Annotated in this window: 9 protein-coding genes; 5 read left to right on the top strand and 4 right to left on the bottom strand. The window is 33.0% G+C overall.

All coding sequences use genetic code 11. From position 1 onward, the window contains the following. Nucleotides 1–10: 10 nt before the first annotated feature. Nucleotides 11–2,524, bottom strand: a complete 2,514-nt coding sequence (gyrA, locus tag MODO_RS13840; RefSeq protein WP_006259449.1) for a DNA gyrase subunit A — start codon at nt 2,522–2,524, stop codon at nt 11–13. A gap of 250 nt (nt 2,525–2,774) precedes the next feature. Between gyrA and MODO_RS13835 the strand changes: the two genes are divergently transcribed. The 3 genes from MODO_RS13835 (at nt 2,775) to MODO_RS13825 (ending at nt 8,436) form a co-directional block, all read left to right on the top strand. Then, entirely contained in the window at nt 2,775–5,309 is a 2,535-nt protein-coding gene (locus MODO_RS13835; RefSeq protein WP_006260846.1) for an ATP-dependent Clp protease ATP-binding subunit, read from the top strand. 530 nt (nt 5,310–5,839) lie between these two features. Beyond that, nucleotides 5,840–7,204: a 30S ribosomal protein S6--L-glutamate ligase gene (rimK, locus tag MODO_RS13830; RefSeq protein WP_006259451.1), complete on the top strand. Its 1,365-nt coding sequence runs from the start codon at nt 5,840–5,842 to the stop codon at nt 7,202–7,204. A 62-nt stretch (nt 7,205–7,266) separates the two neighbouring features. Beyond that, a complete protein-coding gene (locus tag MODO_RS13825; RefSeq protein ID WP_006259452.1) occupies nt 7,267–8,436 on the top strand; it encodes an LETM1-related biofilm-associated protein in 1,170 nt (389 codons plus the stop codon). 10 nt (nt 8,437–8,446) lie between these two features. On the opposite strand, the gene MODO_RS13820 is transcribed toward MODO_RS13825, so the two are convergent. Both MODO_RS13820 and MODO_RS13815 read right to left on the bottom strand, forming a co-directional pair. Then, nucleotides 8,447–9,097 (bottom strand): carbonic anhydrase, encoded by a 651-nt coding sequence (locus MODO_RS13820; RefSeq protein ID WP_006259453.1) that lies wholly within the window; start codon nt 9,095–9,097, stop codon nt 8,447–8,449. A 4-nt stretch (nt 9,098–9,101) separates the two neighbouring features. Beyond that, nucleotides 9,102–9,746, bottom strand: a complete 645-nt coding sequence (locus MODO_RS13815; RefSeq protein ID WP_006259454.1) for a carbonic anhydrase family protein — start codon at nt 9,744–9,746, stop codon at nt 9,102–9,104. A gap of 456 nt (nt 9,747–10,202) precedes the next feature. Between MODO_RS13815 and metK the strand changes: the two genes are divergently transcribed. Together metK and MODO_RS13805 are read left to right on the top strand one after the other, a co-directional pair. Then, the gene (gene metK / locus MODO_RS13810) at nt 10,203–11,495 is read left to right on the top strand and encodes a methionine adenosyltransferase (protein ID WP_006259455.1); all 1,293 of its coding nucleotides are present in this window, start codon (nt 10,203–10,205) and stop codon (nt 11,493–11,495) included. 130 nt (nt 11,496–11,625) lie between these two features. Then, nucleotides 11,626–13,275 carry a MutS-related protein gene (locus MODO_RS13805; protein WP_006259456.1) on the top strand — a complete coding sequence of 550 codons (1,650 nt, stop codon included), beginning with the start codon at nt 11,626–11,628 and terminating at the stop codon, nt 13,273–13,275. Here the strand turns inward: MODO_RS13805 and MODO_RS13800 are convergent. Then, nucleotides 13,272–15,203, bottom strand: a complete 1,932-nt coding sequence (locus MODO_RS13800) for a polysaccharide biosynthesis protein (protein ID WP_006260845.1) — start codon at nt 15,201–15,203, stop codon at nt 13,272–13,274. The two genes, MODO_RS13805 and MODO_RS13800, sit on opposite strands and share 4 nt — an antisense overlap. Nucleotides 15,204–15,495 lie beyond the last annotated feature (292 nt).

Raw genomic sequence — 15,495 nt, 5'->3', positions numbered from 1 at the left:
GGTATGTGTTTTATTCTAAATTATCACTCCCTTGATCATCAATATCAATGATTGTATCAACATCTCCTTCTAAGATATCTTCATCATCCTCTGCCATAACTTTACATACAGCTGCGATAGAGTCGTTTCCTTTAATATTAATTAAACGAACTCCTTGAGTTGCACGTCCCATTACGCGAAGATCAGAAACCTTCATACGAATAGTTAAACCTGATTTGTTAATAATCATTAAGTCATCTGCATCAGTAACAGAATTAATAGACACTAACAACCCTGTCTTATCAGTAATGTTCATTGTCTTAACTCCTTTACCTCCACGGTTAGTCTCACGGTATTCATCTAAAGAAGAACGCTTACCATAACCATTCTCTGATACTACAAGAATCTCACTATTTAAATCACTTACAGACACCATACCGATTACTTCATCTTTGTCATCTGCTAATGTAATACCTCTAACTCCTGAAGCAGTTCTACCCATAGGACGAGTTTTCTCTTCATCAAAACGAACTAACTTACCAGAACGAAGTGCTAATAACACCTTACTCTTACCGTCAGTTAATTTTGCTTCTAGTAATTCGTCATCCTCTTTAATCGTAATCGCATTAATACCATTTTGACGAGGTCTAGAATATTGCTCTAATGGAGTTTTCTTCACCTGACCTTGTTTTGTAGCCATGATAACGAAGTGCTCATTGATGTACTCTTCATCTTTAAGATCTTGAGTACAGATAAACGCTTTCACTTTATCATCATTCTCGATATTGATCAAGTTCTGAATAGCACGTCCTTTACTAGTCTTAGTACCTTCTGGAATTTCATAAACTCTCATCCAGAAACACTTACCTTTTTGAGTGAAGAACAACATGTACTGGTGATTAGTAGCCACATACATATGCTCTAAGAAATCTTGATCTCTTGTACCAGCAGACTTCTGTCCTACTCCTCCTCTATTCTGAGTTTTGTACTCAGTCAGTGGAGTACGTTTAATATATCCTGCATGAGAAATAGTAATTACTACTTGCTCATCAGCAATTAAATCAGTGATACTAACATCTCCTCCTGCATATTCTATAACAGAACGACGCTCATCACCATATTTTTCTTTTATCTCAGTTAATTCCTCTTTAATCAAGTTCATTCTTAGCTCTACGCTAGCTAATAACTCTCTTAAATGATTAATTAACTTCATGATCTCTTCATACTCAGCACGTAGTTTATCCTGCTCTAGTCCAGTTAACTGACGTAAACGCATTTCTACAATTGCACGAGCTTGAATCTCTGATAAGTTAAAGCGCTCTATTAATTTAGCTCTAGCCTCATCAGCATTACTAGAAGAACGAATAAGAGCAATTACTTCATCGATATTATCAGATGCAATAATTAATCCTTCTAAAATATGCGCTCTTTCTTCTGCTTTTCTTAACTCAAACTGAGTTCTACGAGTCACTACATCTAAACGGTGATCAACGAAATGAGAGATTAACTCTTTTAAATCTAATAATTGAGGTCTTCCGTTTACTAATGCGATATTATTCACACTAAAAGAAGACTGCAATTGAGTATATTTATAAAGTGTATTTAAAACAATATTTGGAACTGCGTCACGCTTTAATACGTATACAATACGCATTCCTTTTCTATCAGATTCATCGCGAATAGTAGCAATACCTTCGATCTTTTTCTCGTTAATAGCTTCAGCAGTTTTCTTAATCATTTCTGCTTTATTAACTTGGAAAGGAATCTCAGTCACTACGATAGACTCTCTACCATCTACTTCTTCAAAATTAGCTTTAGCACGCATTACTACACGTCCACGACCAGTTTTAAAAGCTTCGCGTACTCCTTCATATCCATAGATAATACCACCAGTAGGGAAATCAGGAGCTTTAATATAATTGATTAATTCATCGATTTCAATATCATTATTATCGATATAAGCTAATGTACCATCTATAACCTCTGATAAGTTATGAGGTGCCATATTCGTTGCCATACCTACCGCGATACCCGATGCCCCATTCACTAATAACGTAGGGATTCTAGTCGGCATTACTTTAGGTTCTTCTAAAGTATCATCGAAGTTTAATTGAAAATCTACAGTCTCTTTGTCAATATCAGCAAGAATCTCTTCAGATATCTTTTTCATTCTTGCCTCTGTGTAACGCATCGCTGCAGGACTATCTCCATCTACAGATCCAAAGTTACCTTGTCCGTCCACTAGTAGATAACGCATACTCCAATCCTGTGCCATACGTACCATAGCGTCGTACACTGAACTATCTCCATGTGGGTGATATTTACCTAAAACCTCTCCTACAATTCTCGCAGACTTTTTATGTGCTCTATTAGACATGATGCCTAATTCATACATTCCAAATAATACTCTTCGATGAACAGGTTTTAAGCCATCTCTAACATCAGGAAGCGCTCTAGAAACAATAACTGACATCGAGTAGTCGATATAAGCAGATTTCATTTGCTCTTCTATGTTAATAGGAATTAACTTTTCTCCTTCAGACATAAGTATATAAAATTAAAAATTGTCAAATTATTAAACGCGCTAATATACAGTTTTTATAGGTTTTCTCCACGTTTTTATACAAGTATTTCATTTGATTATCTAGCAAATTGATTTTTTCTAAAAAAAACACATTCTTCCTTTTTTATTAAAGTTTTTTTTTGTCAATTAGCTATTGTCAGCTTTATACTATAGGTACACTTTTTGTATCTTTAAAGATTAAAATGAATATTCACCTAATTTGAATTGAAAAATGGATGATAATTTCTCACAAGAAGTAAAAGATGTTATTTCATATAGCAAAGACGAAGCTATTAGGCTTAGTCATGACTCTATCGGTACTGAACATCTATTACTAGGACTATTAAAAGTGGAACAAGGTGAAGCGTCTAATATTTTAAATAACCTGGACATAGATGTTGATTTTCTACGTCATAAAATAGAAACATTAAACCCTGCTTCTCATAATAAAGAACTGCTGAGTAATAAACTACAATTGCACCTTACAAAACAGGCTGAGCGTGCATTAAGACTTACATACTTAGAAGTAAAACTATTCAAAAGTACAGAGATAAACACTGTTCACTTGCTGCTTTGTATTCTAAAAAATAGCGATGACCCTACTACACAAATCTTAAATAAGATGAAAGTGGATTATGAAGCTGTGAAACAAGCGTATTTAAATACTAGCGAGGCTCAAAAAGACTCTTCTGATGATTTATTCGAAAGTCCAAAAGCACAAACTTTTGATGATGCAAGTCAAGATGACAGTAAAAGTACTGACAGCAATGACAATGTTACAGCTAAAACATCTAAAAGAAGTAAAACTCCAGTATTAGATAATTTTGGTAGAGATTTAACCGAAATGGCTGAGAATGGCAAACTAGATCCTGTAGTTGGGCGTGAAAAAGAAATAGAACGCGTATCTCAAATTCTAAGTAGACGCAAGAAGAACAACCCTCTACTAATCGGTGAACCTGGTGTAGGTAAATCTGCTATAGCGGAAGGATTAGCTCTGCGCATTGTTCAGAAGAAAGTATCTCGTATCTTATATAACAAGAGAGTCGTAACTCTTGACTTAGCTAGTCTTGTAGCAGGTACTAAATACAGAGGACAGTTTGAAGAGCGAATGAAGGCTGTAATGAATGAACTAGAGAAGAATGATGATATTATCTTGTTCATTGATGAGATACATACTATCGTAGGAGCTGGTGGAGCTACGGGTTCACTAGACGCATCTAATATGTTCAAACCTGCATTAGCTCGAGGTGAAATCCAATGTATCGGTGCTACAACATTAGATGAGTTTAGACAGCATATCGAGAAAGATGGAGCTTTAGAACGTCGTTTCCAAAAAGTAATCGTAGAACCTACTACTGTAGACGAAACAATTACGATCTTAAACAATATTAAAGACAAGTACGAAAGCCACCATAATGTTACTTATACTGATGAAGCTATCGAAGCATGTGTTAAGCTAACGAACAGATATATGAGTGATCGTTTCTTACCAGACAAAGCTATCGATGCTATGGATGAAGTAGGTTCTCGTGTTCATATCACTAATATCAATGTACCAGATAATATCCTTGAACTAGAACAAAAACTAGAACATACTAAGGAGCAAAAGAATGAAATGGTACAAAAACAGAAGTATGAAGAGGCTGCTCGTTTAAGAGATGATGAAAAACAACTAGAAAAAGACTTAGCTGTAGCTCAAGAAAACTGGGAACAAGAAGTAAAAGAAAACAGAATAGTGGTTACTGAAGAGAATGTTGCTGACGTTGTTTCAATGATGACAGGCATTCCTGTAAATAGAATTGCAGAAAAAGAAATCACTAAACTTGCTAATCTTCCTCAGTTAATCAAAGGTAAGGTTATTGGTCAAGACGAAGCCGTTAGTAAAATAGCGAAAGCAATCCAAAGAAATAGAGCTGGATTAAAAGACCCTAATAGACCTATTGGTTCCTTTATTTTCTTAGGACAGACAGGAGTTGGTAAGACACAATTAGCTAAAGTAATCGCTAAAGAAATGTTTGACTCTGAAGATGCTCTTATCCGTATCGACATGAGTGAATACATGGAGAAGTTCGCTATCTCTAGATTAGTAGGAGCGCCTCCAGGATATGTTGGTTATGAAGAAGGTGGTCAGTTAACAGAGAAAATCAGAAGAAAACCTTATAGCGTGATTCTTTTTGATGAAATCGAAAAAGCACATCCAGATGTATTTAATATGCTTCTACAAGTACTTGACGATGGACATCTAACAGATAGTTTAGGACGAAAAGTTGATTTTAGAAACACGATTATCATCATGACTTCTAATATCGGAGCACGTCAGTTAAAAGATTTTGGACAAGGAGTAGGTTTTGGCACCACTGCTAGACAGGAACAAACGGATCAACATTCTAAATCTGTGATAGAAAATGCGCTGAAAAAAGCCTTTGCACCTGAGTTTTTAAATAGAATAGATGATATCATTGTATTTAACGCTTTAGAAAGAAATCATATAGACTTAATCATAGACATAGAGCTTCAGAAATTGTTTAGAAGAATTACTGACCTTGGTTATGAATTAACATTAAGTCCAGACGCAAAAGACTTTATTGCCGAAAAAGGTTTCGATAAACAATATGGAGCAAGACCTCTTAAAAGAGCGATTCAGAAGTATATCGAAGATCCTCTAGCAGAGGAGATTGTAAATTCAAAAATAACGTTAGGTGACAGTATCGAGATGAAACTTAACGAAGCTAAAGATGCATTAGAAATAGCAATTATAGCAAAATAATAAACATTCTTCTCTCAAGAAGAAGTCAATAAAAAGAGGATATCCTTAAAGGATATTCTCTTTTTTTATTCCCTTACTTCGCCTATTTCCCTTCCCTTCTAGACTCTACTTTTCTTTATTTTGTTCTAAGTTGCTTTAGGGTTTCTAGGAGTATTCTAGGACATTCCTTCGACAAAACCCGCTTTTTGCCTAGTAAACCCCAAGGATACCCCTAGCAAACCTCAAGAAAGTGCAAGCTAAGTCCTTATATTTTATCTTCTTAAATCCAAGCTATTACACTACAACACACCTACTCTTTTACCTTTTGATTGGATTATTTTATTCCACTCTTAGCACCTTACAACTCTAACTACGATCCATATTTTATTATAAAACATAAACAATCAAACACTTAACAAGCTTTTTTGTCACATATTCTCTCTAAACCAGCATCAATATGTTGTAAAATCATTAAATTTTACTTTTTTTTCTATCTCGTGTAAAAGCATTATCTTTAATACACTACATTCGCATTAGATTATTATTAATATATGTTAGACAAAGTTATTGTTGGTAGTGAAGAATGGTGTTCTTTTTCTACTTTAAATATCCCTGCTATTAAAGCGCGTGTTGACTCGGGTGCTAAGACATCTGCGTTACATGCTATAAACATTGTTCCTTTTGAAAAAGAGGGAGAAAAGTGGGTCAAATTTGATGTCAATCCTCTGCAAAACAATGGAAAAACTGTTATCCACTGTGAATCTAAGGTAATAGATAAAAGAATCGTGAAGAGCTCTAGTGGCTCTAGAGAATCTAGATACGTAATCCAAACAGAAATATCCATTGCGGATACAAACTGGGTGATAGAACTGACTTTGACTAATAGAGATTCTATGGGATATAGAATGCTACTAGGAAGAGAAGCTATGGGAGGACGTGTGTTAGTAGATCCTGAAAAACACTTCTTACTAGGTCAACCAACAACAGAAAAACTAGAAGAATACTATACTAAACCAAAAACAGAGAAGAAAGGTCTGCGTATAGGATTATTAGCTAGTAACCCAGAACTATACAGCAATAAAAGAATTATAGAAGCAGGAGAATTAAGAGGTCACGAAATGCACTTCTTAAATCTGAAATACTGTTATATGAAACTAGATGCTAACCAACCAGAGATACACTATCGAGGTGGGCGAGTTCTAAATGATTTTGACGCAGTGATACCTCGTATACGACCAAGTATGACCTATTACGGATGTGCGTTAACTAGACATTTCGAATCTCTTAAAGTATATAGTTTAAATAGTGCTGCAGCGATAGCTCAGTCTAGAGATAAACTGTTTTCACTTCAATTATTATTAAATAATGGTGTAGACATCCCTACTACAGGTTTTGCTAACTCGCCTTTAGACACTAATGATTTAATAAAGATGGTGGGAGGAAGTCCTCTTATTGTCAAATTATTAGAAGGAACACAAGGTAAAGGTGTGGTACTAGCAGAAACTAAAAAAGCAGCAGAAAGTGTGATCAATGCATTCAAAAGTCTTAATGCAAACATCTTAGTTCAAGAGTTTATTAAAGAGGCGAATGGTAAGGATATACGTTGCTTCGTGGTAGACGGAAAAGTTGTAGCAGCTATACAACGCGAAGCCCTACCTGGTGAGTTTAGAGCTAATATTCACTTAGGTGGTACAGCATCTGTAATCAAAGTAACACCAGAAGAGAAAAAGATAGCAATCAAAGCTGCTAAAGCTATGAACCTAAAAGTAGCTGGAGTAGATATTATTCGCTCTGCTAAAGGCCCTCTTCTACTAGAAGTAAACTCTTCTCCTGGATTAGAAGGAATAGAAGGTGCTACAAATAAAGATATTGCTTCAGAGATGATTAAAGCGATAGAAAAACAAGTAAAATGGTAATATTATAAAAAAGTGGTGATCTAACCATCACCACTTTTATTCTTTTTAAATCAATACAAGCTATGAACCCATCTACTAACGGCTGGATCAAAAAATACTTTACAGAACACCTAGACTATCAAATCTTCTCTACTCAGAATTGTCATGAGATTTCAACACAGATTAGAAGAATAGGATTCAGTTATGGTATAATTGATATTGATGAATTACCAAGTATTTATAAAAACTTTAAATACACACAAGAAGAACTTTCTAAGATCTGCTACTTACAGCTTTTAGAGAAGATTTATTATATATATAACAATGGGGATAATCAACAGAATTTCATCGATAAGCTCATAGAGTTTTACGAAGTATTCATTCCTCATAAGAGCAATATATTCTCTTCATTCTTTGAAGAAAAGAACCCTTATAACAAACTAGAAAACATCTTTTCTATCAGATGTAAAGAACACTTCTTTTCTCAGTCAAAAAACAATGATTTTGTACTAAATATGATTCTATTATTCATTGATATACTAGCATTCGAGGCTTATATCAATGAAAAAACAGATCCTACTATCTTTATACAACACACGGTAGAACAATTAAAAGAAATAACATTATCTGTTAAACGAAATAAAGAGGAGTTAAGCAAAAAAGATCTACAACTAATAGACTTTTTAGACAAAACTAATAACAGCGCAGCTATTGATTCAATAAAACCGAATACTCCTATCAGTAGCTTCGAGGCAAACTTTATGATAGACTACATCGTATGTAACTCATGGAAAAACGATGTACAAGAAATTATACTACCTAACTTCGAGGAAGAGCCATTCTTGTCTATTCCTTATTCACAGACGATGATAGAAGAGAGTATATTTTACTTTTCGATAGTATTGGTTAAAAATAAATATGATTACCATTATTACAAATCAAGCAACTTATTTGATAATGTAATCAAAAACTCTACAAGTTATATCGAGCTTTTACTAACGCGAAACAAAACTAGGCTAGTAAATGAATTACAAAAGAATACCCAACTAATGAAGTTATTAGTGGATTCTACACATAGAGATTTAAATAAAGAAGAAAAAAAGATGGTCAAAAAACAAACTATAGAAGTTATTAAAACCATCCCTTCTCTTGCTATCTTTATTTTACCTGGAGGAGGTATATTATTACCTATTTTATTAAAGTTTATCCCATCATTACTTCCCTCTTCATTTAATGAAAATACAGAGCAGTAACGAACATAAACTATATCTTTCTAAATCGAAGTTGGTATACTTCGTCTAGATCTTGATTACTCATCAAGTTTACATTTAAATCTGTTACATAACCAGAGTTAAGACCGTATACCCATCCGTGTATTCCAAGTTCTTGATTGCGAGACCAAGCTTCTTGTACGATTGATGTTTTTGCTAAATCATACACTTGCTCTTGTACATTTAGCTCTACAAAACGATTAAATCGTTTTACTTCATCATCTATCTGATCTAACTCTACATTGTGTAATCTATAGACAGTCTTGATATGTCTAATCCAGTTATCGATCAGACCATAAGACTCATTCTTCATTGCAGCTAGTACCCCACCACATCCATAGTGACCACAAACAATGATATCTTTAATCTTTAGAATATTAACAGCGTAATCTAGAACACTCAACATATTCATGTCAGAGTGTATTACCATATTCGCAATATTACGATGTACAAAAACATCACCTGGTTCTGCTCCTATAATTTCGTTAGCTGGTACTCTACTATCAGAACACCCTATCCATAATACAGGAGGTGTTTGTTTTTCGCTAAGTCTTTTGAAGTAATTAGGATTTACAGTTAGCCTCTCCTCTACCCATTGCTTATTGCGTTCTAGAATTTTCTTATAAAAATCACTATGTGCCATAGTCTTATTTTTTCTCTACAAACATTTCTTTTACAATGTTCACTTCACCTGTTTCTACTTTATAAAAAGCCCCTACAATTCCTATCTCACCTGCTTGATACATTTCACTCAGAACAGTACTTTTACTTAAGATATGGTCAATAGTATGATCTACATTGTGATAAGCAACTAAATCAACTGCTTCTTTCGATTCTATATCAAGGTTTTTATTATTCTCTTTTACATACTCTATTGAAGGTTCTACTTTAGCTAATAAATTAGTTAAATGCCCTAATTTTGCACCTTTACAAGCTCCAGTAATAGCTCCACAATGTGAATGTCCTAAAACCATGATAAGTTTACTACCTGCTAATTTACATGCAAATTCCATAGAACCAATAATATCTTCATTCAATACATTACCAGCAATACGAGCACTAAAGATATCACCTAATCCTTGGTCAAAGATTAACTCAGCAGAAGTACGGCTGTCAATACAACTCAATATAATAGCGAATGGAAACTGTCCTTCTTTAGTAGAGTTTACTTGTTCTAACAGATTACTATGTGCTTTTAAGTTTTCTACAAAACGCTTATTTCCTTCCACTAAGAAATCTAAAGCTAATTTTGGTGTAACTAATTTTTGGTCTTCTATGTTGTGTAGTCTCATTCGATTGTTGTTTATTTAAGTTGTAAACTGATAGCAAAAATACAAAACAATCAATAAAATATAACGTATTATTATTTTTTGAAGTAATTTTTATTAATACTATAATTCATAAACAATAATTAACAATTAATATCTCAACCTTTATCTTACTCTTCAATGTAAAAGAGTTAAAAAGAGATGAACCATACAGAGATATAAAATTAGTAGGTCTTCAAATCAGTTCTTATCGATAAGCATTTAAATTTCATCTATTTACAAACACCATCAATCGTTAACATAAATATAAATTACAAAAATATTTGTTTGATTACCAAAATAGTTAATACATTTGCACCATAAATAACAGGAGGAAAAATTTGTACTGATTGCAACCTCGGTAAAAAATGCTAAAGCAGAAATTCATACTTCCCCTTTAGCCATTTCCTCTATTTTTAAAATCTTAAAAAAACAATTATTATGGCTTATTACTTTACATCTGAATCAGTTAGTGAAGGACATCCAGATAAAATTGCTGATCAAATCTCTGATGCTTTAATCGATAACTTTTTAGCGTTCGATCAAGATTCTAAAGTGGCTTGTGAAACTTTAGTAACAACAGGACAAGTAGTTTTAGCTGGTGAAGTTAAATCTAAAACATACTTAGACGTACAACAAATCGCTAGAGAGGTAATCAAACGTATTGGTTACACTAAGAGTGAATATATGTTTGACGCTAACTCATGTGGTATCTTATCTGCTATCCACGAACAGTCTGCTGACATCAACCAAGGAGTAGACAGAAAGAGTCCAGAAGAACAAGGAGCTGGTGACCAAGGGATGATGTTTGGTTATGCAACTAAAGAGACTGAAGACTATATGCCTCTAGCATTAGACCTTTCTCATAAATTGCTACAAGAATTAGCAGCTATCCGTAGAGAAAATACGGAAGTTACTTATTTAAGACCAGATGCGAAAAGTCAAGTTACATTAGAATATGATGATAACAATACTCCTATCAGAATTGTTACTATCGTACTTTCTACTCAACATGATGATTTCGTTCAACCAACGGATAACTCTGCTCAAGCTAAAGAAGTTGCTGAGAAAGCAATGCAAGCACGAATAGAGAAAGACATCAAAGAGATCTTAATTACTCGTCTTTTAAATAAATATCCTCAATACAAATATTTATTTGAAAATAACGAAGAAATAGAGTACTTAATCAATCCAACAGGTGTATTCGTTATTGGAGGTCCTCATGGAGATACAGGACTGACAGGTCGTAAGATTATCGTAGATACTTATGGTGGTAAAGGTGCTCACGGTGGAGGTGCTTTCTCTGGTAAAGACCCTAGTAAAGTAGACCGTAGTGCAGCTTATGCGACAAGACATATTGCTAAGAACCTAGTGGCAGCAGGTGTTGCTGATGAAGTATTAGTTCAAGTTTCTTATGCTATTGGAGTTGCTAAACCAACAGGTTTATACATCAATACTTACGGAACAAGCAATGTTAATCTAACTGATGGTGAAATCGCTAAAAAAGTTAGTGAGTTATTTGACCTAAGACCATACTTCATTGAAACTAGTCTTAAACTAAGAAACCCTATCTATAGCGAGACTGCTGCTTATGGACATATGGGACGCAAACCTCAAGTAGTAAAAAAAGTATTCACTAGACCTGGTGGAGAAACTAAAGAAGTAGAAGTAGAATTATTCACTTGGGAAAAATTAGACAGAGTAGAAGATATCAAAGCTAAATTTAGCTTGTAATATTCTTATCCAATTCATATAAAGAGACTGCTGTTAGTAGTCTCTTTTTTTTTATATTTTCCTATAAGAAGAATCCTCTCTTATACACATTACTAGAATTGGTTTATATTTACTTAACTAAACCAAAATTATGAACTGGATTCTAGGTGCATTTATATTACTGATACTATATATTCTTTTTGATAAAAAAAGAAATAGAAACAAAAGGAATGCTCAACTTCAAAAATTAAAAGAAAGCTGGGGACATCCAAAAGGATTAACTGATTTTAATTTTGACAAAATAGCATCATACCATCACGCATTAGGTCATAATACATCGTATCAAACAATTAGCAAAACTATTAATCAAGATCTTGATTTAGACGATACGTTTACTTATCTAGACAGAACACACTCCTTAATAGGACAACAATACTTATATCACAAACTGCACACGATTAAGTCACCAGAAGAAGTAAGAGACCTTGATCAAACAATTAATTTCTTCAGAACTGACAGTGATGAAAGATTAAAAGTACAAATGCTACTAAGTACCTTAACGAATAGAAGTATATACTACTATCACACTCTATTCACCCATAACATCACAATAAACCGTTTCAAACTAAAACTAGCTTATGTATTGAATATCATTACAATTAGTTCTTTACTATTAAGTTTACATAGTTTAATCTGGATACTAGTATTACTTCCGGTATTTAGTGTCAACTTGGTCTTACATTATAAAAATAAATATGCGCAATATGATCAGCTAAGTGCTACACAAAACTTTAAACATATTCTTAATTCAACTAGTCAGTTACTAAAGATGCAAAAGTTATCTACAGCATATAATTTTACCGAAACAAAAAAAGCTATACCTACACTGCGCAAATTAAATACACTAACCTATTTTTTCACATCAGACAGCGCTATTAAAGATGAGATAACTACATTAGTAATGTTCCCTATAGAACTACTAAAAATAATGCTTAATATCGAAGTTATAACCTTCGAATCTTTTCTTTTAAGAGCACAACATGCTAAAGAAGAGCTAAAAACTTCTTTTGAAACAATTGCAAAGATAGATACAGCAATCTCAATAGCTTCTCTACAAACAAATAATCGACTATGTCAACCTGTATTCCACAATAGCAAAGAAATACAAATAGAAAACCTAATCCATCCATTAATCGAAAATTGTGTAAGTAATACAATACATTTAGAAAATAAAAGCCTGCTACTAACAGGTTCTAATATGGCAGGTAAAACTACATTCATAAGAGCATTGACCTTAAATACAATATTAGCTCAAACAATAGGGTATGTATTCGCTACATCATATAAAGCTAACTTTTACCAAATCAACAGTTCTATCCGAATAACAGATGACTTATATAATGACACTAGTTATTACCTACAAGAAGTAAAACAAATAAAGCACTTCATAATACAATCAAATACTACAAATCCACAATTATATGTATTAGACGAAATACTAAAAGGAACTAATACAAAAGAAAGAATCTCCGCTGCGTATGCTATACTTAAATATCTAAATAAAGAGAAAGATATAGTTATAGTATCTACACATGATATCGAACTCATTGAGCTACTAGAAAAAGAAGGTTATCAATGTCAATACTTACAAGAAAGTATTGTCAACAATGAGTTACATTTTGACTACAAATTAAAGCTAGGTCAACCACAAACAACTAATGCAATCAAAATATTAGAATTAAATGATTTTCCTACTGAGATTACAGATTTAGCATATAACACAAAAAAAATGTTCAGTTAGCTAACTGAACATTTTTCTATTTCTTCATCTAAGCATTCAAATCTTGAATTCTGAGATTTAAATTCTGGAACGATTATCTTTAATTGTTTCACTAAGTACTCTACATCATCCTGTCCCTCATTCTCACACACATAGTTACACATCATCTCTAGATTCGCTTTTACCACATCTAAATCTTGATTACGTACTTTTGCAATCATTATCTTTTCATGATGTGTCTTCACCGTATTCTCATCATTAGCGAGTAACTCTTCGAAGATCTTCTCTCCTGGTCTTAGACCAGTAATCTTAATATCAATATCTTCAGGATAACTATAACCACTCAGTCGTATCATACGTTTAGCCAAGTCAAATATCTTCATAGATTTCCCCATATCGAATACAAAGATTTCTCCTCCATTCCCCATAATTGAAGCTTCTAATACTAATTGACAAGCTTCAGGAATCGTCATAAAGAAACGTGTAATATCTTGATGTGTTACAGTTAATGGTCCTCCAGCATCTATTTGACGCTTAAACAATGGAATCACAGATCCATTAGAACCAAGAACATTTCCAAAACGAGTAACTATAAAGCTTGTAACACCATTATCTTTTAATGTAGATACATATAGTTCAGCTGCACGTTTAGTTGCCCCCATAACGTTAGTAGGATTAACAGCTTTATCTGTAGAAACCATTACAAACTTTGATACTCCAAATTGAACTGATAAGTCTGCAATCACTTTAGTCCCCTTTACATTGGTATGAATAGCTTCATAAGGGAATGATTCCATTAGAGGAACATGCTTATAAGCCGCTGCGTGATATACTAAATTAGGTCTATAAAGTTCAAATAAAGATTCCATCTTCTTTGTATCCCTAATATTCCCAACAACATAGATAATGTCATTACATTTATTAGAAACCATAGTCTGTTGCACATCATATAAAGGAGATTCAGCATGATCTACTAATATAAGTTTCTTAAAATTAAATCGAGCTACTTGTCTAGCTATTTCACTACCTATAGACCCAGCTGCTCCAGTAATCAATACTACTTTATCATCAATCTCTTTACCAATAATAGGGTTATCTAATTGTATTGCTTTACGTCCAAGTAAATCATCAATCTTTAACTCTTTAATTTGCTTATTTGTATATGAACCATCTAACCAATCTGTTGCTGGTGGAATTATTTTAATCTTTACAGGAAGTTTCTCTAATACCTCTGATATATCATTTAATCTTTCTCTAGTGATATTTTGAATTGAGATAATAATTTCATCTATACGATTACTAGTAACATAAGTCTCATCAAGAATAGAAGGATTATAAATTCTGTAACCTCCTAGTCTATTTCCAGATTTACTATTATTGTCATCCACAAAAGCTACTATATGTGTTCTAACTTTTGTATCTCCTTGCAGTGCACCAACAGTAATAATACCAGAATCACCAGCACCATAGATAATCACGCGTTTATGATTTCTAACATCTAATACATAACTACGATAAAATTGACTATAAAACAAACGAGCTAAAATAAGCATCGCTGAAGTAAAGAATAAATGCAGTAATACAAATGAATACGAATATCTTAAATAAGGCTCTAAACTATTCCCTAAGAACTCATTTCTTTGTAGCAAACTCACAATCATCATGACTGCTCCTGAAAACAAGCAAGAAATAAAAATAGTCTCGATATCCTTTATGCTTGTCTGTCTGATAACACCTTTAAAAGGTTTAAATATCAAAAAACTAACAATATAACAAACTAATAATACAGGTATTCTCTTTAACATTAATTCGATAGAGAAATTACCAAAAAAATTAGTTAACAAAAGGTTAGATATAAAATAGGTAAACAAGACAATCAACAAGTCTATTACAAATATGATACCCCTAGGTGTATCACGCTTTAACTGTCTTTTCAGCGCATTATTCATACGATTTTCTTTTGGTAGCAATTATTACAATTTTTCTAAATGCAAATATAATGCATAAAATGTCACATTTATTACTCTTCACTAGAAAATACAGTGTCTTCACCCTTTTCCTAGATTATTTAATCTTTATGAACATATTAACAACTAACACTACACTAAAATTAACAAATAGTAAATATATACAGATGATCCCTTCGAAAATCTAAAGGATTAGCACAATTATAAAATACATATAAACAAAAAATCCCCAACCTCATACGAGATTGGGGATTCTATAAAGAAAGGCGGCGAC

It is taken from the genome of Myroides odoratimimus (assembly GCF_001485415.1).
Classification (GTDB): domain Bacteria; phylum Bacteroidota; class Bacteroidia; order Flavobacteriales; family Flavobacteriaceae; genus Flavobacterium; species Flavobacterium odoratimimum.
The sequence above is the reverse complement of the archived record's forward strand: the minus strand, read 5'-3'. Positions and strand labels throughout refer to the sequence as shown.

What these genes read in the sequence shown, in the direction of transcription:
- gyrA (WP_006259449.1), bottom strand. Translation starts at nt 2,524, where the DNA reads ATGTCTGAAGGAGAAAAGTTAATTCCTATTAACATAGAAGAGCAAATG.
- MODO_RS13835 (WP_006260846.1), top strand. Translation starts at nt 2,775, where the DNA reads ATGGATGATAATTTCTCACAAGAAGTAAAAGATGTTATTTCATATAGC.
- rimK (WP_006259451.1), top strand. Translation starts at nt 5,840, where the DNA reads ATGTTAGACAAAGTTATTGTTGGTAGTGAAGAATGGTGTTCTTTTTCT.
- MODO_RS13825 (WP_006259452.1), top strand. Translation starts at nt 7,267, where the DNA reads ATGAACCCATCTACTAACGGCTGGATCAAAAAATACTTTACAGAACAC.
- MODO_RS13820 (WP_006259453.1), bottom strand. Translation starts at nt 9,097, where the DNA reads ATGGCACATAGTGATTTTTATAAGAAAATTCTAGAACGCAATAAGCAA.
- MODO_RS13815 (WP_006259454.1), bottom strand. Translation starts at nt 9,746, where the DNA reads ATGAGACTACACAACATAGAAGACCAAAAATTAGTTACACCAAAATTA.
- metK (WP_006259455.1), top strand. Translation starts at nt 10,203, where the DNA reads ATGGCTTATTACTTTACATCTGAATCAGTTAGTGAAGGACATCCAGAT.
- MODO_RS13805 (WP_006259456.1), top strand. Translation starts at nt 11,626, where the DNA reads ATGAACTGGATTCTAGGTGCATTTATATTACTGATACTATATATTCTT.
- MODO_RS13800 (WP_006260845.1), bottom strand. Translation starts at nt 15,203, where the DNA reads ATGAATAATGCGCTGAAAAGACAGTTAAAGCGTGATACACCTAGGGGT.